Below are 22,296 nucleotides of genomic sequence, written 5' to 3'. Positions count from 1 at the left end.
ACAACACACGATGTGGGCCGTTGCCGACCCACACCCTGCGCAGGTGCGACGGTTAAATTGGTTGAGTCATCAACCCGACCGATTTCACCCCGGCGCTGTGTAACAGGTTAAGCGCTTTAATTATTTCATCGTAAGGCACGTCTTTCGCGCCCCCAATTAAGAAGACCGTCTTCGGATTCGCCTGCAAACGACGCTGCGCTTCCGCGACCACCTGTTCAGGCGGCAGCTGCGGCATCTTCTCCGGGCCAACGTTCACGCTGTATTGCCCCACGCCGGACACTTCAACAATGACCGGGGGTTCATCATTACTGCTGACAGCCTGTGATTCGGTGGCATCAGGAAGATCCACTTCCACGCTCTGCGTAATGATCGGCGCTGTCGCCATAAAGATCAGCAGCAGCACCAACAACACATCCAGCAGCGGAACGATGTTAATTTCGGACTTCAGTTCGCGACGCCCGCGTCCACGTGCTCTGGCCATGGCTTACCCCTTGTTGCTCTCACTGGCGGTACTGGCGGTAAAAGCCTGACGGTGCAGAATCGCGGTGAACTCTTCCATAAAGTTGTCGTAGTTCAGTTCCAGTTTGTTCACGCGCTGGTTCAGGCGGTTGTACGCCATAACGGCCGGAATAGCGGCGAACAGACCGATCGCGGTGGCGATCAACGCTTCGGCGATGCCTGGAGCAACCATCTGCAGCGTGGCCTGTTTTACCGCGCCCAGCGCGATAAAGGCGTGCATGATCCCCCAAACGGTACCGAACAGACCGATATACGGGCTGATGGAGCCAACTGTTCCAAGGAACGGAATATGCGTTTCCAGCGTTTCCAGCTCGCGGTTCATGGAAATACGCATCGCACGCGATGCCCCTTCCACAATCGCTTCCGGCGCATGACTGTTCGCGCGATGCAAGCGGGCAAACTCTTTAAAACCGCTGTAGAAGATCTGCTCGGATCCCGCCAGATTTTCACGACGCCCCTGGCTCTCCTGATACAGGCGAGACAGCTCGATGCCGGACCAGAACTTATCTTCAAACGCTTCTGCCTCGCGGCTTGCCGCGTTAAGGATGCGCGTTCTCTGGATAATGATGGCCCAGGAGGCGATTGAAAAACCAATCAAAATCAACATGATAAGTTTAACCAGAAGGCTAGCCTTCAGGAACAAATCAAGGATGTTCATGTCAGTCACTGCTTAAACTCCGCGACAATAGACTTGGGAAGCGCACGAGGCTTCATGATGAGTGGATCAACACAGACAATCAGGACTTCTGCTTCGTTCAGAACCTTATTCTCAGCGTTGACTATTCGCTGCGTAAACACCATTGAGGTACCACGCATTGATGTAATTTCTGTCTGGACTTCGAGCATATCGTCGAGTCGGGCAGCCGCAAAATACTCCAGCGTCATTTTACGCACGACAAAGGCCACGCGTTCAGCCAACAGCACCTGCTGACTGAAGTGATGGTGACGCAGCATCTCAGTGCGTGCTCTTTCATAGAAAGCGACATAGCTGGCGTGATAAACCACACCACCGGCGTCGGTATCTTCATAGTAGACACGAACCGGCCATCGAAACAGCGTTGTATTCACTTTACGTCCCAGTAATGCAAAAAATTTTTTGGGTTTTTGAACTTCGCTACTATACGCGCGGGAATGATGGTTTGGAATGGGGAGAAGTAAACGGAGAGTAAATTTTTATGGGCTCGTGCAAGCCCATTGTCTTCGGATGAAAATTTTCAGCGGTAAAAGAAGAAAATCAGCCCTGCAAATAACACCAGATCGGCGATAAGCGGACAAAAAATCCCCTGCCAGTGAATCGACCGCAGGCGGAAGCCCACCCCGTGAATCACGCCTGCGCACACGGACCACATCAGCAGAAACCCATGCCAGATTTCCAGCTCGCTGGTCTTCGCCGCAAAACGCGACGGATCCCAGAAAATGCAGCCTGCCAGCAGCAGGGCCATAACAAGGGAAAGCGCCCGCAGGGGGCGCTTGTCCATTATCGCGTACAACATTGCGATAACATTTTTCATCAGTGCTTTTCTTCACCCGCGTTGGTCGCTTCGACGTGCTCTAACGCCAGCGCGGTGATCACGCCGAATGCACAGGCAAGAAGCGTTCCCAAAATCCATGCGAAATACCACATATTCAGCTCCTTACTTAGTACAGAGAGTGGGTGTTACGTTCGATGTCTTCTTTGGTAATGCGACCGAACATTTTCCAGTAACACCAGGTGGTGTAGGCCAGAATAATCGGTACGAAGACAATCGCAACATAGGTCATCAGGTTCAGCGTCAACTGGCTGGAGGTCGCATCCCACATGGTCAGGCTCGCGTTCATCATTGTGCTGGAAGGCATAATGAACGGGAACATAGCAATACCCGCGGTCAGGATGATGCAAGCTAGCGTCAGTGAGGAGAACAGGAACGCCCATGCCCCTTTGTCCGCTTTGGTGCTAACAATCGTCAGCAGCGGCAGCACTACGCCCAGAGCAGGAATGGCCCACAGCGCCGGCATGTTGTTGAAGTTCACCATCCATGCACCGGCTTCACGCGCCACTTCTTTGGTCAGCGGGTTAGACGGGCCGGTATGATCCAGCACCGATTTCACCACATAACCATCAATGCCGTAGTAAACCCACACGCCTGCCAGTGCAAAGCAGACCAACGTGACCAGCGCTGCCACCATTGAGACGGAGCGGGTACGCAGGTGCAGTTCGCCCACGGTACGCATTTGCAGATAGGTTGCACCTTGCGTCAGGATCATCCCCACGCTGACGATACCTGCCAGCAGACCAAACGGGTTCAGCAGCTGGAAGAAGTTGCCGGTGTAGTACAGACGCAGGTACTCATCAATGTGGAACGGTACGCCCTGCAGCAGGTTACCAAATGCCACGCCAATGACCAGCGGCGGCACGAAGCTGCCGACAAAGATGCCCCAGTCCCACATGTTGCGCCAGCGGGTATCTTCAATCTTCGAACGGTAGTCAAAGCCAACCGGACGGAAGAACAAAGAGGCCAGCACCAGAATCATCGCCACGTAGAAACCGGAGAACGCCGCGGCGTAGACCATCGGCCAGGCGGCGAACAGCGCGCCACCCGCGGTGATGAGCCACACCTGGTTTCCGTCCCAGTGCGGGGCAATGGCGTTAATCATGATTCGACGCTCGGTGTCGTTACGACCGAGGAAGCGGGTGAGCATGCCCACCCCCATATCGAAACCATCGGCGACGGCAAAACCAATCAGCAGAATGCCAATCAGTAGCCACCAGATAAAACGCAATACTTCATAATCGATCATTTGACGACTCCTGTCTTAGCGTGCCGACTGAATAGCCGCAGAGGACTGTTCAAAGTGATAGCGACCGGTTTTCAGGCTGCTTGGTCCTTTACGGGCAAATTTGAACATCAGGAACAGTTCAGCCACCAGGAACAGCGTATACAAACCACAGATCAGCACCATCGAGAAGATCAGGTCGCCAGCAGTCAGCGACGAGTTGGCAACCGCCGTTGGCAATACTTCACCGATTGCCCACGGCTGACGGCCATATTCGGCAACAAACCAGCCCGCTTCAACGGCAATCCATGGCAGAGGCAAGCCGTAGAACGCCGCGCGCAGCAGCCATTTTTTCTCGCCGATACGGTTACGAATCACCGTCCAGAAGGAAGCGCCGATAATCAACAGCATCAGCACACCGCACGCCACCATGATACGGAAGGCGAAGTACAGCGGCGCAACGCGTGGAATAGAGTCTTTCGTCGCTTTCTGAATCTGCTCTTCCGTCGCATCAGCCACGTTCGGCGTATAGCGTTTCAGCAGCAGGCCATAACCCAGATCTTTTTTCACGTCGTTGAATTGCGCGCGTACCGCCGGATCGGTTGCGCCAGAGCGCAGCTGTTCAAGCAGGGAGTACGCTTTCATCCCGTTACGGATACGCTCTTCGTGCTGCACCAGCAGATCTTTCAGGCCGGTAACCTGCTTGTCGACGGAACGTGTCGCGATGATGCCCAGCGCATAAGGAATTTGAATGGAGAAATGGTTCTCCTGCGCATCCTGGTCCGGAATACCAAACAGCGTAAAGGCAGCGGGTGCCGGCTGGGTTTCCCACTCGGCTTCAATCGCGGCGAGTTTGGTTTTCTGTACGTCGCCCATTTCGTAGCCGGATTCATCACCCAGTACGATAACGGAGAGGATGGCGGCCATACCAAAGCTGGCAGCAATCGCAAAGGAGCGTTTTGCAAAGGCGAAGTCACGGCCTTTGAGCATGTACCAGGAGCTGATGGCAAGGATAAACATCGCGCCGGTGACGTAGCCAGACGCCACGGTGTGAACGAATTTCACCTGTGCGACCGGGTTCAGGACCAGCTCGGAGAAGCTGACCATTTCCATGCGCATGGTTTCGAAGTTGAAGTCCGAAGCAATCGGGTTCTGCATCCAGCCGTTGGCGACCAGAATCCACAGCGCGGAGAGGTTGGAGCCAAGCGCCACCAGCCAGGTGACGGCCATGTGCTGAACTTTACCCAGACGATCCCAACCGAAGAAGAACAGACCTACAAAGGTAGATTCGAGGAAGAAGGCCATCAGACCTTCGATGGCCAGTGGCGCACCGAAGATATCGCCCACGTAGTGGGAGTAATAAGACCAGTTGGTCCCGAACTGGAACTCCATGGTCAGACCGGTAGCCACACCCAGCGCAAAGTTGATACCAAACAACTTGCCCCAGAACTTGGTCATATCTTTATAAATCTGTTTGCCGGAAAGGACGTAGACCGTTTCCATGATTGCCAGCAGGAACGCCATACCCAGCGTCAGCGGTACAAACAGGAAGTGGTACATCGCGGTCAAGGCAAACTGTAAGCGCGACAGTTCGACTATATCTAACATCATGACTCCTTGCTCATCGCATGAAGACTCCGAGAATGAACCCGTTACCCGGGATTCAAACACATGCCCCAATACAAATTTATTTGTTACCCGCCAGGTTGCGATTTCATCCTGAGAGGAAATCATCATCAGCAAAGGTTACAAATACGTTAATAAAAAACCCAAATTGATCCCTCGAATATATTACGCCGTAATAACCCTACAATAAACAGGTTTTTGCTGAACTGTCTTTACGTTTTACGGCGTTGATCAATATATAGCGGAAGGGGTACTTTTCATCCAGTTTGATGCCGAGCAATTAAACGCTTTTTTGCCAATATTTCCAAGCTCTGAGCATTGATATAAATCAATATTTACGCTCAATGTTGAATATATGTTTCCACAGTTAAACCATGTAGATTGAATGTTAAATTAATGTTTGATTAATGAACTCTGTGGTTAGCCAAAAGATTTATATGAGAATTATAGGTAATAATATTTAACTTCATCGACCTCGATAAAAAAATGCTGCCAAACCATGATAATGTTAATCGGTTCACAGTAATTTTTCGCTAGCACGTATTTCGGAATTTCCTGGCGAATGCGTTCTTTTTTCCCCTCCCCGCTTATCCCGATCGCCCATTAATCCAATCTATTAATTCAGATATGCTTCAAATGATTGTTAAAAATAATTGAGTTAAAAATAATAACCCACAAAAACTATTTCAGGCAGACCACAGTTTTCCTCACAGACGATGTCAGAATAGATGCCAACTTGCTGATACTCCACTTACTTTTGCCAAGGAACGCTCATGCCGTCTCGACTGACTACCGCCCTACTCGCCTGCTTTGCGATCTTGCCCGTTACCCTGCACGCCTACGCCGAAGATGCTGTCGATAAAGCCAATAACCCCCTGCACCTTGCCAGCTCTTTTGCGGTGCAGGATTACTACACGCCTGAAATCGATGGCACCAACCAGCACACCAACGATGTGCTGCTCCGCGCGACTATCCCCATCGACAGTAACGACCTTATTGCGGTACCGCAAATTATGCGCGTAACGGTGCCGATGGCGACTCGCCCGCAAAGCAGCGGCGGCTACGACAGCGGCATTGGCGATATCAATCTGTTCGATATTTTTTTGCTCAAGCAGGATGGCGTCAAGCTGGGCGTTGGGCCGCTGCTAACGGCCAACAGCGCGGCAAAGGAGGAATTGGGTACCGGGCAATGGCAGGCCGGGCTGTCGGCGGTGGCGGTCAATACCTCGCCGCGCTGGCTGACCGGCGCGCTGGTACAGTGGCAAAAAAGTTTTACCGGCGATAGCGATCGCGCCCATGTTGAGACGGCGACGCTGCAACCGTTCCTTATCTACAAAATGTCCCGCGGCTGGTTTTTACGCTCCACCGCGATCTGGAGCTACAACGTCAAAAATGATGACTATGTGATCCCACTTGGGCTAGGCGGCGGGCGGGCGATACTGGTCGGAGACTATATTGTTAACAGTTTTATCGAGCCGCAGTGGACGGTAGCGCACAGAGGGGACTATCAGCCGGAGTTCACGCTGTATGCGGGGTTCAGCATCATGCTGAAATAGGCCCGCAATAAGCGCCGGAAGGCGCTTATTGCGTAGTATCAAGCTAGCTTAAGGCTGAAGGTGCGGGACTGACACGGCCGGAATACGGTGGTGCTGTCCGGGGCCGCCTCCTGCTCGCCGTAAGGTTTTTCATCCATTCCCGTTTCATGACACTGGATAACGCGGCGGCTATACGAAACCGCCGCCTCGCAGGATACGCTATCGGAAGGGTTGAACAGCCGCAAAATAAGCTCATCGCGATCTTCCGCTTTTTTCAATGCGCTAAGCTGGCAGCCAACCGGTGACATGCTTAACAGGCTATAGCTATCGGGTACGGTGAAATCGGCTTTGTTCAGCTTCATCGCATCCCATGGAATTTTGTTATAGCACTGAATAGGGGTAAGCCAGGCCCGCGCCTGCTGTGCCACCCCGGCATTAAGTGGGGTCCCGCTGTAGCTGAACAGGCTGAAGCGACAATGTAACGCGCCGTGCATCTGGGAATCAGGGACCGGTAGTTTGATCCCTGAAGGGCGGCCAGGGCGCAGTAATAAATCCTCTTTGCCCAGTAAACCTACGCCGCGCATCAGCGTTAAAGCGAAGGTTTTTTTCTCCTCGCCAATCACTTCAAATTCCCGTAGCCCCTCGCTAAACAGTGCAAGACCGTTACGTCCTTCCTGCAAGGCCGCGTAATTCAGCAGGTTCCAGACCGGCACTGGCGCTTCCTTCCAGCCCTCCGCCTGCCAGTTCGCCATCGCGTCATCGCGTACCGGACGCACGACGCTGCCAAACTGGGTGTCGGCCAGCACCTCCTCGGTACAGAACGGCGTTGGGATCAGCACGCGCACGCGGTGGTCGTCGGCCTGATTATCGAGGCGGACTTCCACGTCAATACGACGGGTGTTATGGCTGAGCGTGACCGTTATTTCTACCCCCAGCTCACCATTGCGCTGACGCGCCGTGCGTTCGCTCAGGTTAGCGGGGACCGACATACGATAACGAATCACGGCGCGGCTTTGCCAGGCGTCGTGAATGACCTCATGTTCAAACGCTGTCCCGGCCGAAGTAAGCAGCCACTCTTCCCGTGAGGGCGAGTAATCATACTCATCGCCGTCATCAGCGCCCTCTTCTATCTCCAGCACGCGTTGATAAACAATGCCCGAGTCTTTATCGCGTAGCTGCAAGGTCCCGTCGTCGTTGAGGTCAATCTGCCAGAAGGCATTTTCCAGCAGCGCCTCGGTTGGGGCGGCGGCCGGCACCTGGTTACCCGCCGCATGCGGCTCGATATACAACGTGCAATAGCCCATCGATGGCAGAATCTGTTTAAGCTGGATGTCGTACTCCATAAACGGCTCATAGTTACCGTAATGGACAATCTGGCGATCAATCAGCCCTGGGTCGAGTTCCCGCGCCGCGCAAATAAAGTAGGGGATCTCATGCCCTTTATTGTCCAGCAGCCGGAACTGGCTCGCTCGCAGGCGAATCGTGGTGTTAATCACCTCTTCGCGCGGCCACGGCATCAGGTTAAACATCACCAATTTGTCCGCGTCACTGTGGGCCATGTTGTCGGTGATTTTGCGCAGGTAGAAACGAATCAGGTTATCGGCCATGTCTTCAGCGAGGATAAAGCGCGAGGCAATTTCACGATGAACCTTGTCGCTACAGCAGCAGCCAATACTGTCGTGAGCGTGGTTTTTTAAGATCTCTTTCCACATTTTCTCCAGCAGGCCATGGTGATATTCAAAGCCCAGGCTCCAGGCAAGCGTCGCCAGCGGCTCCAGCAGGTTGATGATTTTATTCTCAATGCGCGCATGGGCGATTTTGATATCCATGCGCGTGGAACCGATAGTGCGGTGTACGCGCATGTATTTGCCGTCGATGAACTCGCCGTGGAGCGTCGCCAGCTCATCACGATGAGCCTCGATTTGCTCAAACACCTCTTCGAAACGGCTCATCACAAACTGCCGCTGCGGGTAGATCTCCCGCAGTTTATCCATCACCGCAAAGATGTTTTGCTGTAACGGCATCTGGTCATGGCCGTTCGGGAGCAAAATCTCTTTGGTCACCGAGGCTTTTTCCAGCACCTCAAAGTAGTTGTCGAGGCGTTTACGCAGCCCGGCTTCATCCTCCGGTAAGTACTTACCAATCGCGTAGCCCAACGGCAGCACCTGAGCGGCAACTTCACTGCCGTCCTGGCTTTGCCATAAAAACTCGGTCTTATCGGTACCGTGGCGCTCTGAACATCCACGCCAGAACATCGCGCGGGTGATGCCAAAGCCGTTATAAATGTGCGGTAGCTGCCCGGACATACCAAACGAGTCGGGAAGGTAACCAATCTTCATCGGTTCGCCAAATGCCATACAGTCGCGGATGCCGTACATCAGATTACGGACAATGGATTCACCCGAAACGATAGTGGTATCCGTTTGCGTATACCATGGCCCAATAATCAGTTTTCCGGCCTGGACAAGCGACTTAACGCGCTGCCGATTTTCCGGTTTAACGGCAAAATAGTCCTCCAGTACCGCCGTTTGCCCATCCAGGACGTAGTATTTATAGTCGGCATCCTGCTCAAGACGCGTGAGGATCTCTTCCATATTGTTGACCAGTAAAATACGCGACTCTTCCGTCGTGAAATACCACTCTCGATCCCAGTGCATATGCGGCGTTATGTGAACGCGAGATACTGCTTTCATCTTCGTTTCCTGTTTAATCAGTGCTTACGGCATCACGCTGTCGGTGACGTATTTCCCTTTTCTGACCGCCTGACGTCGCCAGAGCAGCAGCACCACGGTGGAAATAAATGTCCCAACCAGCGCAGCACCAAACCAACCTGCCGCGGCGACATAAGCGCTTAGTCCGCCATGCTGCAGTAAAAATAAGGAGAAAATCCCGGCGCCAGGCGTTGAGAGGCCAATCCCCATGGCGCCGACAATGGCTCCGGTCGCCATCGATCCCAGGACAAAAGAGCCAATCACGCGAACCGGATCTTCAATCGCCATCGGAATCGCCCCTTCGGTGATCCCCGCCAGCCCCAGCAGCCAGGTGGATTTACCGGTCTCAATTTCAAACTGTTTAAACAGATTCGGCGCCAGCATGGTGGACGCGGTGACGGTAAAGGCAGATACCATTTTCACCGACGCGAAGATGGCATAAGGGCCATACACGCCGTTGGCCATCGCCCCCAGGCAAAACGCATAGGCCGCTTTGTTCACCGGGCCGCCGAGGTCGAACGAACACATAAAGCCGAGAATCACGCCCAGCAATAGCGCATTCGCCCCCGAGAGTCCGTTAAGCCAGGCGGTAAGCGAGTTGTTGACCCAAGCGACGGGTTCGCCAATGACAAACAGCATCAGGCTGCCTGCGGCCAACGTCCCGATGACCGGGTAGAGGTAGAAGGTCATGAAACCGTTAAAGCGGTTGCTAAGGCGAATATGCTGTTTCACCCAACGCATGAGGTAACCCGCGATTAAGCCGCCGGCTACCGCGCCTAAAAATCCCGCGCCGATCATATTGGCGGCGAGACCCGCGGCAAAACCCGGCGCCAGCGCGGGTTTATCCGCCAGTGAATAGGCGGTATAAGCAGCCAGAACGGGGACCATCAACGTGCCAAGCATGCCGCCGCCCAGCTTGCGGTACATCCACAACCAGGAGTTTTCAAGGTCAAAGAGATGCTGCAGGCCAAAGATTTGCGCCAGCAGTACCGCCACCGCCAGCACCGTCCCGCCGGCGACGATCAGCGGCACCGCAAATGAAATCCCGCTAAGCAGCGCTTGCTTCAGTTCGGCTTTTACGCTTTTTTTCACCGCCTCTTGCGGCTGAGCGATTCTATTGCCTTGCGTCGGTTTCAACGCCAGCGCGCGTTCAATCAGCGCCTCGGCATGGCGCAGCGGTTCGGCGACCGGGACTGAAATAGCCGGAATGCCGTTAAAACGCTCGCTCTCTTTAATCGCCACTTCCGCCGCAAAAATACAGGCTCGCGCAGCATTCAGCTGTTGCACGGTAAGGCGGCCTTCAATGCCGTTGGCCCCCTGCTTTTCCACCACCACGTTAACGCCCATCCGGCGTCCGGCTTTTTCCAGATACTCCGCCGACATATAGGTGTGGGCGATACCTGCCGGGCAAGCGGTGACACAAACAATTGTCGGTGCGTCATCGCTGAGCGCTGCGACGCTTTTTTCTGGCTCAGCATCCAGCGCCGCCAGCAGTGCCTCGGGGCTGTCGGCAGCCATCACCCGCTGTCGTACCTCATCATCGGCCAGACGGGTAGTCAGATCGGTCAGAATCTGGATATGCGTCGATCCCGCTTCTGCCGGCGGGATGGCCAGCAAGAAAATCAACTCGACCGGTTCAGGGCCATCCACCCCTTCCCAGGCCAGCGGTTCACGTAGCGTCGCCACCGCAAACGCCGCTTCTTTCACCGCTGCGGTTTTACCATGCGGTACAGCCAGTCCTTCACCAAGGGCTGTGGGCCCCAGAGATTCCCGCTCGAATACTTCCGCAAGATAAGCGTCCGCATCGGTAATTTTTCCCAGTTCAACCAGCCGCTGCGCAAGCTGGCGAATCGCGTCGTCGCGATCGGTAAAGCGGGCGTTTAGGCAAACCGCGCGAGGGTGGGACAGGGTCGTCAGGTTCATCATGATCCTCACTGAATTGTCGTTATAGTGTGCAGCGATTGTGTCAGACAACATAATACATTTTAGTGATCAATTTCACTAACTGGCAATAATTTGTATTTAATTTGTATTATTTACTATTGCGGAGATGTCGGCATAATTTGCCTGAAAGGTATTAACCACTTCATAGCAAAGCGAAAACTGATGAGTAGAAAACCGATGTATCGCCAGATAGCCGATGAACTGCGGGCGCAAATCACACGCGGTGAGCTAAAGCCGGGTGATGCCCTGCCAACCGAGTCTGCGCTACAGGCGGCCTTTCAGGTCAGCCGCGTCACCGTCAGGCAGGCGCTAAAGCTGCTCACCGATCAGGAGATTATTGAGAGCATCCAGGGCAGCGGATCCTATGTCAAAGAAGAGCGCGTCAATTACGACATTTATCAGCTCACCAGCTTTTATGAAAAGCTGGCCGATCGTCAGGTTGAGACACATAGCGAAGTGAAAGTGTTTGAAGTTATTCCGGCAGGAGAGACGCTGGCGGAACACCTCCAGCTCGCCGCCACGGATAAGGTCTGGCACGTCAAACGGGTGCGATTCATCAAGCAAAAAGCGGTCACCCTTGAAGAGACGTGGATGCCCCTCGCCCTGTTTGCCGATCTCACCTGGGAGGTCATGGAAAACTCAAAATATCACTATATTGAAACGATCAAAAAGATGGTTATCGATCGCAGCGAGCAGGAGCTTATCCCGGTGATCCCAAACGAGGAGACGGTCGCAATGCTGGGGATTGCGCCGGGGAAACCGGTGCTGGAGAAAATTTCTCGCGGATTCCTGCAGGATGGGCGGGTGTTTGAATATAGCCGCAATACCTTCAAAAGCGACGACTATAAATTTACGCTGGTGGCCAAACGACGCCATTAAAAAAGGCCGCCCAGGGGCGGCCAACCATGTCGAAACAAGACATATAAGGCTCCCTCTTTCCCTGTATGCAGCGGGAATTCGGTGAGGGAGCAGAGAGGATTACTTAATGATGGACTTCAGCGCTTCGCCAATGTCAGCCAGGCTGCGAACCGTCTTCACGCCAGCAGCTTCCAGAGCAGCGAATTTCTCATCAGCGGTACCTTTACCACCGGCAATGATGGCGCCAGCGTGGCCCATACGTTTGCCTTTCGGCGCGGTAACGCCCGCGATATAGCCAACAACCGGCTTGGTCACGTGTTCTTTAATATAAGCAGCCGCTTCTTCTTCTGCGCTACCGCCGATCTCGCCGATCATCACGATCGCTTCAGTCTGCGGATCTTCCTGGAACAGCTTCAGGATGTCGATGAAGTTAGAGCCCGGGATCGGGTCGCCGCCGATACCGACGCAGGTAGACTGGCCGAAACCGTAGTCGGTGGTCTGCTTAACCGCTTCATAGGTCAGGGTGCCGGAACGGGAAACGATGCCCACTTTACCCGGCTTATGAATGTGGCCCGGCATGATGCCGATTTTGCATTCGCCCGGGGTGATAACGCCAGGGCAGTTCGGGCCAATCATGCGCACGCCGGCTTCGTCGAGCTTCACCTTCACGGTCAGCATATCCAGCGTCGGGATACCTTCGGTGATGGTGATAATCAGTTTGATGCCTGCGTCGATCGCTTCCAGGATGGAGTCTTTGCAGAACGGCGCCGGAACGTAGATAACGGTGGCGGTAGCGCCGGTCGCTTCTACGGCTTCACGAACGGTGTTGAACACCGGCAGACCCAGGTGAGTAGTGCCGCCTTTGCCTGGCGTTACGCCGCCAACCATCTGCGTACCGTATGCAATCGCCTGTTCGGAGTGGAAAGTCCCCTGGCTACCGGTGAAGCCCTGACAGATAACCTTGGTATCTTTATTAATTAAAACTGACATTATTTCCCCTCCACTGCGGCAACAACCTGCTGAGCTGCATCCGTCAGACTTTTCGCTGCAATAATATTCAGGCCGCTATCAGCCAGTTTTTTCGCGCCGAGTTCGGCGTTGTTGCCTTCCAGACGTACGACAACCGGGACGTTAACGCCCACTTCGGCTACCGCGCCGATGATACCGTCAGCGATCAGGTCGCAACGTACGATACCGCCGAAGATGTTAACCAGTACGGCTTTCACATTGTCGTCGGAGAGGATGATTTTGAACGCTTCGGTTACGCGCTCTTTGGTTGCGCCGCCGCCAACGTCAAGGAAGTTAGCTGGTTCGCCGCCGTGCAGCTTAACGATGTCCATGGTGCCCATCGCCAGGCCCGCGCCGTTAACCATACAGCCGATGTTACCGTCCAGTGCAACGTAGTTCAGTTCCCACTGTGCCGCCTGCGCTTCACGCGGATCTTCCTGAGACTGGTCGCGCATTTCGCGCAGATCAGCCTGGCGGAACAGCGCGTTGCCGTCAGCGCCCAGTTTACCGTCGAGGCAGATCAGGTCGCCCTGCTTGGTCACCACCAGCGGGTTGATTTCGATCAGCGCCAGGTCGCGCTCCAGGAAGATAGTCGCCAGACCCATGAAGATCTTGGTGAACTGCTGAACCTGTTTACCTTCCAGACCCAGTTTGAACGCCAACTCACGGCCCTGGTAAGGCATCGGGCCCGCCAGCGGATCCAGCGCCACTTTGTGGATCAGGTGCGGGGTTTCTTCCGCCACTTTTTCAATTTCTACGCCGCCTTCAGTCGAGGCCATAAAGACCACGCGACGAGAGCTACGGTCAACTACCGCGCCCAGGTACAGCTCTTTACCGATGTCGGTAGCGGCTTCAACCAGAATCTGGTTAACCGGCTGACCGTGTGCGTCCGTTTGGTATGTGACCAGACGTTTGCCCAGCCAATGTTCAGCGAAAGCGCGAATGTCTTCTTTGGAGTTAACGACCTTCACACCGCCCGCTTTACCGCGGCCACCAGCGTGAACCTGACATTTCACTACCCACGGGCCAGCGCCGATTTTTGAAGCGGCTTCTTCTGCTTCGCGCGGAGTAGTACAGGCATAACCCACCGGAGCCGGTAAGCCATAGCGGGCAAAGAGTTGTTTTGCCTGATATTCATGTAAGTTCATGTGTTCTATCCATCCTATAAAATGTTGTTGAGTTGTGGTCTGGATCTTTTAGTTCTGCATAGCACAGAGTGGGCCTCCTCCCCGCACGGGGAGAGAGGCCGCTAACATCACTACACGTCCAGCAGCAGACGGGTTGGATCTTCCAGCAACTCTTTAATTGCCACCAGGAAGCCTACAGACTCGCGCCCATCGATCAGACGGTGGTCATAGGACAGTGCCAGGTACATCATCGGCAGAATTTCTACTTTGCCATCCACCGCCATCGGGCGGTCTTTAATGGCATGCATACCCAGAATCGCGCTCTGAGGCGGGTTGATGATCGGGGTAGACATCAGGGAACCAAAGACGCCGCCATTGGTAATGGTGAAGTTACCGCCGGTCAGATCTTCTACGGTCAGCTTACCGTCACGGCCTTTAACAGCCAGCTCTTTGATGTTCTTCTCGATGTCAGCCATGCCCAGAGCATCCACATCACGCAGGACCGGCGTCACCAGGCCGCGTGGCGTCGAAACGGCCATGCTCACATCGAAGTAGTTGTGGTAAACCACGTCATCGCCATCAATAGAAGCGTTCACTTCCGGATAGCGTTTCAGCGCTTCAACCACCGCCTTCACGTAGAAGGACATGAAGCCCAGACGAATACCGTGGCGTTTTTCAAACGCGTCACCGTACTGCTTACGCAGGTCCATGATCGGTTTCATGTTCACTTCGTTGAAGGTGGTCAGCATCGCGGTGGAGTTTTTCGCTTCCAGCAGACGCTCGGCAACGCGCTTACGCAGACGGGTCATCGGAACGCGTTTTTCGGAGCGGCCAGCCAGCGGCGCAACCGGCGCAGCGGCCGGAGCCGGTGCTGCAGCGGCTTTCGCCGGTGCTTTTGCCAGGTGCTTCTCAACGTCTTCACGGGTCAGACGGCCACCGACACCAGTGCCTTTAATGGCGTTGGCATCGAGGTTATGCTCAGCCAGCAGGCGACGGATCGCCGGGCTGAGCGCTTCGTTATTTTGCTCTTCCAGCGACGCCTGCTGGCGCTGAGCCGGGGTAGACTCTTTGCTGTCAGCCTTGACGCTGGTTTCTTTACCGGCGCTGTTGCCTTCACGCAGGCGACCGAGGATCTGACGGGAAGTGACGGTGGTGCCTTCATCTTCCAGAACGGCATCAAGGATACCATCTGCCGACGCCGGTACTTCCAGTACCACTTTGTCAGTTTCGATTTCTACCAGCACTTCATCACGCACTACCGCATCGCCCGGTTTTTTATGCCAGGTGGCCACGGTCGCATCTGCTACGGATTCAGGCAGGTCAGGGACCAGAATATCTACGCTACTCATTATGTATCCTTAATTAATCGACGTTCAGCGCGTCATTGACCAGATCTTGTTGCTGCTTCTGGTGAACGGACATATACCCTACCGCCGGTGAGGCGGAGGCCGGGCGACCTGCGTAACGCAGAGCGGCCCCAAATGGAACTACTTCACGGAAATGATGCTGACTGCAGTACCAGGCGCCCTGGTTCAGCGGCTCTTCCTGGCACCAGACAAAATCATGCACGTGAGCAAATGGTTTCAGTGCTTCCTGTACCGCCTGGTGCGGGAACGGATACAGCTGTTCAATACGCACGATAGCGACATCTTTCTGGTCGTTTTTGCGACGCTGTTCCAGCAGGTCGTAGTACACCTTACCAGAGCACAGCACCACGCGTTTCACCGCTTTCGGATCCAGTTCGTCAATCTCGCCGATGGCCGGCATAAAGGTGCCATTCGCCAGTTCGTCGAGCGAAGAGACCGCCAGCGGGTGACGCAGCAGCGACTTCGGTGACATCACCACCAGCGGACGGCGCATCCCGCGCAGCGCCTGACGACGCAGCATGTGATACACCTGAGCCGGGGTAGACGGCACGCAAACCTGCATGTTCTGCTGAGCGCAAAGCTGCAGATAACGTTCCAGACGTGCGGAGGAGTGCTCCGGCCCCTGGCCTTCATAACCGTGCGGCAGCAGCATCGCCAGACCGCACATACGGCCCCATTTCTGCTCGCCGGAGGAGATGAACTGGTCAATCACCACCTGCGCACCGTTGGCGAAGTCGCCGAACTGCGCTTCCCAGATGGTCAGCGTGCGCGGCTCAGCCGTAGCGTAGCCATATTCGAACGCCAGTACCGCTTCTTCAGACAGCACGGAGTCCCACACTTTAAAGTCGCCCTGGCCGTTGTGTACGTGCTGCAGCGGGGTATAGGTGGAACCGTTAGTCTGGTTGTGAATCACCGCATGACGGTGGAAGAAGGTACCGCGACCGGCATCTTCACCGGACAGACGCACCGGAACGCCTTCATCAACCAGCGTGGCGTACGCCAGGTTCTCCGCACCGCCCCAGTCAAACAGCTTCTCGCCCGCCGCCATCGCCTGACGGTCGCCGTAGATTTTCGCGACACGAGACTGCATTTCCACGCCTTCCGGCACGGTACTGATACGGTTAGCCAACTCCTGCAGACGCTTCATGTCAACCTTGTTCGGGTAGCTTTCGTCCCATTCATGGTTGAGGTACGGCGACCAGGTAAAGGAGTGCAGGTTCATCGGACGCCACTCTTTCACCACGCATTCGCCCGCGTCCAGCGCGTCGCGATACAGGTTGACCATCTCGGTGGCATCTTCCAGCGTCGCGACTTTGTCCGCTTCCAGCTTGTCAGCATAGATTTTGCGCGGGGTCGGATGCTTTTTGATTTTCTGGTACATCAGCGGCTGGGTTGCGCTCGGCTCGTCGGCTTCGTTGTGGCCGTGACGGCGGTAGCACACCAGATCGATGAACACATCGCGTTTGAAGGTATTACGGAAGTCCAGCGCCAGACGGGTAACGAAAGCGACCGCTTCCGGGTCATCCGCGTTAACGTGGAAAATCGGCGCCTGCACCATCTTACCGATATCGGTACAGTACGGGGTAGAACGTGCATCCAACGGGTTCGAGGTGGTGAAGCCCACCTGGTTGTTGATAACGATGCGAACGGTACCGCCCACTTCATAACCACGCGCTTTGGACATGTTCAGGGTTTCCTGAACCACGCCCTGACCGGTGACGGCTGCGTCACCGTGAATGGTGATTGGCAGAACCATGTTGCTGCTCGGCTCGTCGAGGCGATCCAGACGCGCACGCACGGACCCCATCACCACCGGGCTAACGATTTCAAGGTGCGACGGGTTAAACGCCAGCGCCAGGTGCACAAGGCCGCCTTCGGTTTCGATGTCGGAGGAGAAGCCCATGTGGTACTTCACGTCACCGGTGCCGAGATGTTCTTTATGTTTGCCGGAGAATTCGTCGAACAGCTCCTGGGACTGTTTACCCAGTACGTTGATCAACACGTTCAGACGACCACGGTGCGCCATACCCAGCACCACTTCACGCGTGCCGCTCTTGCCCGCATGACGGATCATCTCTTTGAGCATCGGCACCAGCGCGTCGCCGCCTTCCAGCGAGAAGCGTTTGGCTCCCGGGAACTTCGCGCCCAGGTAGCGTTCCAGACCTTCCGCGGCGGTCAACTCGCTCAGGAAGCGCTTTTTCTCTTCCGCGGTAAAGGTGGCATGCCCCGCTTCAAAACGCTGCTGAATCCAACGTTTTTCTTCGGTGCTGGTAATGTGCATATATTCCGCGCCGATGTGGCCGCAGTAGGTCTGCTTGAGCGCGTCAATCAGATCGCCGAGCTTCATCGTCTCTTTGCCGATAGCAAAAGAACCTACGTTAAAGCTCTCCTGGAAGTCGGCCTCAGTCAGATCGTGGAAAGCGGGATCTAAATCAGCGACTCTATCCTGCTGCCACAGTCCCAGCGGATCGAGATTCGCATGCTGGTGACCACGGAAGCGGTAAGCGTTGATAAGCTGCAGGACTTTAACCTGCTTCGCATTCGTGTCAGGGTCGGAAATCGAAGAGGAGTAACGTGAGGCATCCTTCGCCAGACGACGGAAATAATCACGCGTTTTGGAATGAAATTGATCCGGTTTGACTCCGGTACCAGGTAACTGCTGGAACATTGAACGCCAGTGAGCGTCGACAGAGTCAGGATCGGTTAAGAAGTCTTCATAGAGCTGTTCTATCCAGCTCTGGTTAGCACCAGAGAGGTAAGAAGAGTCCAGCCAGGCTTTCATTGCGCCGTTCTGCATCGTGATCCCTTAAGCATTTTATGCTTATTTCGCCGTGGATAACTACGACGTACGCCGGTAAAGCACACGTCCCAGGGTTCACTTGCGAGCTCTTGTATCTGCACTGGCCCGCGAAGGAACCTTTAGAAACTGTCTTAAGAGTTTTTTACTCTCACCCTTCCCCTCTCTCAGAGGAAGTGCATGTGGCAGTTTTTAAAGGTTTCCTGCATTTTATCCCCTCTCCCTGTGGGAGAGGGTCAGGGTGAGGGGAACAGCGCTCCCCTCTACTACTTACGCACTACGTTGCAGCAGCATCGACTTAATATGGCCGATGGCGCGCGTCGGGTTCAGCCCCTTAGGACATACACTGACGCAGTTCATGATGCTATGGCAGCGGAATACGCTGAAAGCGTCACTTAAACCTTCCAGACGGCTGTCGGTTTCGGTATCGCGGCTGTCAATCAGGAAACGATACGCCGCCAACAGACCTGCCGGGCCGATAAACTTGTCCGGATTCCACCAGAACGACGGGCAAGAAGTTGAACAACATGCGCAGAGAATACACTCGTACAGACCGTCGAGTTTCTCACGCTGCTCCGGCATCTGCAGATGCTCACGAGCCGGAGGATTTTGCCCATTATTCAATAAGTAAGGCTTAATCTTCTCATATTGTGCGTAGAATTGCCCCATGTCTACCACCAAATCGCGGATCACCGGCAGACCTGGCAGAGGACGGATAACAATTTTCTTGCCCGGCTGATTCAGCGCGGAGATCGGCGTGATGCACGCCAGACCATTTTTACCGTTCATGTTCAGACCGTCAGAACCGCATACCCCTTCACGGCAGGAGCGGCGGAACGACAGAGACGGATCTTTTTCTTTCAGCTGGATTAACGCATCCAGCAGCATCATGTCGCGACCTTCTTCCGCTTCCAGGGTGTAATCCTGCATGCGCGGAGCATCGTCTACGTCCGGGTTATAACGATAAACTGAAAACTCGAGTTTCATTTTCCTGTCTCCGCATTAATAAGTACGAATCTTCGGCGGGAATGCCGGACGCAGTTTCGGTTCCATATTGACGCTACGACGCGTCATAGACTCCGACTCTGGCAGATACAGGGAATGGCACAGCCAGTTTTCATCATCACGCTCCGGGAAGTCGAAGCGGCTATGCGCGCCACGGCTCTCGGTACGGAAGTTGGCGGACATCGCGGTGGCGAAAGCCGTTTCCATCAGGTTATCCAACTCCAGGCACTCAACGCGCTGGGTATTGAACTCGCTGGAGGTATCATCCAGACGGGCATTTTTCAGGCGCTCGCGGATGGCTTTCAACTGCTCAAGGCCTTTGGCCATCGCATCACCTTCACGGAATACCGAGAAGTTATGCTGCATACATTCCTGCAGCGCTTTGCGAATTTCGACCGGGTCTTCACCGTTACGGTTACCGTTCCAACGGTTCAGACGTTCCAGAGAAGCGTCAATCTCTTCTTCGGTAGCGTCACGCAGTACGCCCTGCTCCGCGATAGATTCCTGCAGATGCAGACCCACCGCGCGACCAAACACCACCAGATCCAGCAGCGAGTTACCGCCCAGACGGTTAGCACCGTGTACCGATACGCAGGCGATTTCACCGACCGCGAACAGGCCAGGAATGACCACGTCTTCGCCCTGCTCGTTCACCGTCAACGCCTGGCCGCTCACTTTGGTCGGAATGCCGCCCATCATGTAGTGGCAGGTTGGGATAACCGGAATCGGTTCTTTAACCGGGTCAACGTGCGCGAAGGTACGAGACAGTTCCAGAATGCCCGGCAGACGAGATTCCAGCACCTCTTTACCCAGGTGATCCAGCTTCAGCTTGGCGTGTGGGCCCCACGGGCCGTCACAGCCGCGACCTTCACGGATTTCGATCATGATGGAACGCGCCACCACGTCACGACCCGCCAGGTCTTTCGCGTTCGGCGCATAACGCTCCATGAAGCGCTCGCCGTGTTTGTTCAGCAGGTAACCGCCTTCACCACGGCAGCCTTCGGTGACCAGCACGCCCGCACCGGCGATACCGGTCGGGTGGAACTGCCACATTTCCATATCCTGCACCGGTACGCCAGCGCGGATAGCCATACCCACGCCGTCACCGGTATTGATGTGGGCGTTGGTGGTAGACTGGTAAATACGGCCTGCGCCGCCGGTCGCCAGCACGGTTGCGCGGGCTTTGAAGTACACCACTTCACCGGTTTCGATACACAGCGCGGTACAACCGACGATGGCGCCATCGGCGTTTTTCACCAGGTCCAGCGCGTACCACTCGGAGAAAATCGTGGTGTGGTTTTTCAAATTCTGTTGATACAGCGTGTGCAGCAGAGCGTGACCGGTACGGTCAGCCGCCGCCGCGGTACGTGCCGCCTGCTCGCCGCCGAAGTTTTTCGACTGGCCGCCAAACGGACGTTGATAGATGGTGCCATTCTCCAGACGGGAGAACGGCAGGCCCATATGATCCAGCTCCAGAATCGCTTCCGGGCCGGTCTTACACATATATTCAATCGCGTCCTGGTCGCCAATATAGTCCGACCCTTTTACGGTGTCGTACATGTGCCATTCCCAGTTATCTTCATGGGTATTACCGAGCGCCACGGTGATGCCCCCCTGTGCGGATACGGTATGGGAACGGGTTGGGAACACTTTAGACAGCAGCGCACAAGTCTGGCCGCTCTGGGAAATTTGCAGCGCCGCGCGCATACCTGCGCCGCCGGCACCAATCACTACAGCATCAAATTCTCTGACTGGCAGTTTCATCACACACCCCACACCACAACAAATCCATAGATAACGTAAACCAGCAGCGCCACAACAATCACCAGTTGCAGCGTCAGGCGCAGGGCCAGCGGTTTAACGTAGTCGGTCAACACCTGCCACATGCCGATCCAGGCATGAATCAAGATTGAGAACAGAGCCAGCAGGGTGAACACTTTAGTGAACGCAGAGGCAAAGAAACCGCTCCAGATTTCCCAGGTCACTTCACCGTGCGTCGCAAAAAAGCCCACCATGTAGATGATGTACAGAGTCAGGACAATGGCGGTGGCGCGGACGAGGATGAAGTCATGTACGCCGTTGCGTCCTAATGCTGAGGCGTTGCTTACCATACGAGGACTCCTGCAAGAATTGAAAGCACGACTGTAATAACGAAAGAGATTTTGGCTGAACGCTGACCGGCTTCGAGGGTTTCTTCGATATAACCGAAATCCATTAACACGTGACGGATACCCACAACGGCGTGGTAGGCCAGCGCAGTGAGGATGCCCCACATAATGAATTTAACGAAGAAACTGCTCATGATGGAGGAAGCGGTCAGGAAGCCTTCCGGGGAGGAGAGACTGGTGCCCAGCAGCCATAACAGAATGCCCACCGCCACAAACGTAATCACGCCGGAAACGCGATGAAGAATGGACGCTATCGCTGTTATAGGGAACCGGATTGTTGTCAAATCCAGATTGACAGGTCTTTGTTTTTTCACATTTCTTATCATGAATAACGCCCACATGCTGTTCTTATTATTTCCTTCCTCCGGTCTGCAGGCGGGTCAAGCAGCGTCCTTTCTATAACTTCGCGTCATGGTTAAATCTGCTTCCAGATGCTAAAACGACACGTTACAACGCTGGGTGGCTCGGGATTGCAGGGAGTTCCGGAGACCTGGCGGCAGTATAGGCCGTTCACAAAATCATTACAATTAACCTACATATAGTTTGTCTGGTTTTATGCAGAACAGTGATCACGCTCACGATTAAAACAATTTTTTAAAAATTAATCACGTGATTTGACAAATATTAAACATTATTGTTACAACCATCACCTGTAAAAGCATATAATGCTCAAAAGTTATGGGGGCACTCTTTCACCTGATAATAAGTTATGTAACAGTGTGATTGGGTTGACCTGGCCTGGCTGTAACGTTATTAGTGTTTGTTCAGGTTTGAATCATTGGATTGCTAAGACCCTGATTTGCTGTTGTTTCACTGTAGATTAGACGTGCACCGTCAAGCGCCCTTGCTCTGTACCCTTGCTTCATCTCTACAGCAG

At 54.5% G+C, this 22,296-nt stretch carries 19 protein-coding genes; 2 read left to right on the top strand and 17 right to left on the bottom strand.

Translation table 11 applies throughout. The annotated features are described in order from the left end of the window. Positions 1 to 52 precede the first annotated feature (52 nt). From tolR to cydA, 7 genes are all read right to left on the bottom strand, one after another. A complete protein-coding gene (gene tolR, locus K7B04_RS12535) occupies positions 53 to 481 on the bottom strand; it encodes a colicin uptake protein TolR (RefSeq protein ID WP_064548352.1) in 429 nt (142 codons plus the stop codon). Between the two features lie 3 nt (positions 482 to 484). Further along, positions 485 to 1,186 carry a Tol-Pal system protein TolQ gene (tolQ, locus tag K7B04_RS12530; protein ID WP_074398837.1) on the bottom strand — a complete coding sequence of 234 codons (702 nt, stop codon included), beginning with the start codon at positions 1,184 to 1,186 and terminating at the stop codon, positions 485 to 487. Beyond that, on the bottom strand, positions 1,183 to 1,587 hold the full coding sequence (gene ybgC, locus K7B04_RS12525; protein ID WP_035892730.1) for a tol-pal system-associated acyl-CoA thioesterase: 405 nt from the start codon (positions 1,585 to 1,587) through the stop codon (positions 1,183 to 1,185). Before ybgC ends, tolQ begins: the two co-directional genes overlap by 4 nt. A gap of 146 nt (positions 1,588 to 1,733) precedes the next feature. Then, complete coding sequence (gene ybgE, locus K7B04_RS12520; protein ID WP_065355542.1) at positions 1,734 to 2,030, bottom strand: cyd operon protein YbgE; 297 nt, start codon at positions 2,028 to 2,030, stop codon at positions 1,734 to 1,736. Next, positions 2,030 to 2,143: a cytochrome bd-I oxidase subunit CydX gene (gene cydX, locus K7B04_RS12515; RefSeq protein WP_062775086.1), complete on the bottom strand. Its 114-nt coding sequence runs from the start codon at positions 2,141 to 2,143 to the stop codon at positions 2,030 to 2,032. Before cydX ends, ybgE begins: the two co-directional genes overlap by 1 nt. Positions 2,144 to 2,157: 14 nt before the next feature. Further along, the gene (gene cydB, locus K7B04_RS12510) at positions 2,158 to 3,297 is read right to left on the bottom strand and encodes a cytochrome d ubiquinol oxidase subunit II (RefSeq protein ID WP_065355541.1); all 1,140 of its coding nucleotides are present in this window, start codon (positions 3,295 to 3,297) and stop codon (positions 2,158 to 2,160) included. Positions 3,298 to 3,312: 15 nt separating this feature from the next. Further along, the gene (gene cydA, locus K7B04_RS12505; protein ID WP_163449182.1) at positions 3,313 to 4,881 is read right to left on the bottom strand and encodes a cytochrome ubiquinol oxidase subunit I; all 1,569 of its coding nucleotides are present in this window, start codon (positions 4,879 to 4,881) and stop codon (positions 3,313 to 3,315) included. Between the two features lie 791 nt (positions 4,882 to 5,672). Here cydA and K7B04_RS12500 point away from each other — a divergent pair. Beyond that, the gene (locus K7B04_RS12500) at positions 5,673 to 6,455 is read left to right on the top strand and encodes a hypothetical protein (protein WP_167576384.1); all 783 of its coding nucleotides are present in this window, start codon (positions 5,673 to 5,675) and stop codon (positions 6,453 to 6,455) included. 38 nt (positions 6,456 to 6,493) lie between these two features. On the opposite strand, the gene mngB is transcribed toward K7B04_RS12500, so the two are convergent. Together mngB and mngA are read right to left on the bottom strand one after the other, a co-directional pair. Then, positions 6,494 to 9,127, bottom strand: a complete 2,634-nt coding sequence (gene mngB, locus K7B04_RS12495) for a mannosylglycerate hydrolase (RefSeq protein ID WP_223802182.1) — start codon at positions 9,125 to 9,127, stop codon at positions 6,494 to 6,496. Between the two features lie 24 nt (positions 9,128 to 9,151). Then, positions 9,152 to 11,068, bottom strand: a complete 1,917-nt coding sequence (gene mngA, locus K7B04_RS12490) for a PTS 2-O-a-mannosyl-D-glycerate transporter subunit IIABC (RefSeq protein ID WP_223804160.1) — start codon at positions 11,066 to 11,068, stop codon at positions 9,152 to 9,154. Between the two features lie 183 nt (positions 11,069 to 11,251). Here mngA and K7B04_RS12485 point away from each other — a divergent pair, with 183 nt between their 5' ends. Beyond that, on the top strand, positions 11,252 to 11,968 hold the full coding sequence (locus K7B04_RS12485; protein WP_163449179.1) for a GntR family transcriptional regulator: 717 nt from the start codon (positions 11,252 to 11,254) through the stop codon (positions 11,966 to 11,968). Between the two features lie 99 nt (positions 11,969 to 12,067). On the opposite strand, the gene sucD is transcribed toward K7B04_RS12485, so the two are convergent. The 8 genes from sucD to sdhC form a co-directional block, all read right to left on the bottom strand. Next, on the bottom strand, positions 12,068 to 12,937 hold the full coding sequence (gene sucD, locus K7B04_RS12480) for a succinate--CoA ligase subunit alpha (protein WP_008501094.1): 870 nt from the start codon (positions 12,935 to 12,937) through the stop codon (positions 12,068 to 12,070). Next, a complete protein-coding gene (gene sucC / locus K7B04_RS12475; RefSeq protein WP_003022927.1) occupies positions 12,937 to 14,103 on the bottom strand; it encodes an ADP-forming succinate--CoA ligase subunit beta in 1,167 nt (388 codons plus the stop codon). The genes sucD and sucC overlap by 1 nt, the downstream gene beginning before the upstream one ends. Positions 14,104 to 14,213: 110 nt before the next feature. After that, the gene (gene odhB, locus K7B04_RS12470) at positions 14,214 to 15,431 is read right to left on the bottom strand and encodes a 2-oxoglutarate dehydrogenase complex dihydrolipoyllysine-residue succinyltransferase (RefSeq protein WP_163449178.1); all 1,218 of its coding nucleotides are present in this window, start codon (positions 15,429 to 15,431) and stop codon (positions 14,214 to 14,216) included. Between the two features lie 13 nt (positions 15,432 to 15,444). Further along, a complete protein-coding gene (sucA, locus tag K7B04_RS12465; protein ID WP_065355538.1) occupies positions 15,445 to 18,246 on the bottom strand; it encodes a 2-oxoglutarate dehydrogenase E1 component in 2,802 nt (933 codons plus the stop codon). A gap of 270 nt (positions 18,247 to 18,516) precedes the next feature. Further along, the gene (gene sdhB, locus K7B04_RS12460) at positions 18,517 to 19,233 is read right to left on the bottom strand and encodes a succinate dehydrogenase iron-sulfur subunit SdhB (RefSeq protein ID WP_064548333.1); all 717 of its coding nucleotides are present in this window, start codon (positions 19,231 to 19,233) and stop codon (positions 18,517 to 18,519) included. A 15-nt stretch (positions 19,234 to 19,248) separates the two neighbouring features. Beyond that, positions 19,249 to 21,015, bottom strand: a complete 1,767-nt coding sequence (gene sdhA / locus K7B04_RS12455) for a succinate dehydrogenase flavoprotein subunit (RefSeq protein ID WP_064548330.1) — start codon at positions 21,013 to 21,015, stop codon at positions 19,249 to 19,251. Further along, the gene (gene sdhD, locus K7B04_RS12450; RefSeq protein WP_064548328.1) at positions 21,015 to 21,362 is read right to left on the bottom strand and encodes a succinate dehydrogenase membrane anchor subunit; all 348 of its coding nucleotides are present in this window, start codon (positions 21,360 to 21,362) and stop codon (positions 21,015 to 21,017) included. Before sdhD ends, sdhA begins: the two co-directional genes overlap by 1 nt. Continuing rightward, positions 21,356 to 21,760, bottom strand: a complete 405-nt coding sequence (gene sdhC / locus K7B04_RS12445) for a succinate dehydrogenase cytochrome b556 subunit (RefSeq protein WP_035892718.1) — start codon at positions 21,758 to 21,760, stop codon at positions 21,356 to 21,358. Before sdhC ends, sdhD begins: the two co-directional genes overlap by 7 nt. Between the last annotated feature and the right edge of the window lie 536 nt (positions 21,761 to 22,296).

Origin of the sequence: Kluyvera sp. CRP, from assembly GCF_019930565.1 — a bacterium.
Lineage (GTDB): Bacteria > Pseudomonadota > Gammaproteobacteria > Enterobacterales > Enterobacteriaceae > Kluyvera > Kluyvera georgiana_A.
Note: the sequence above shows the minus strand (reverse complement) of the source record. Positions and strands in the feature narration are given on the sequence as shown.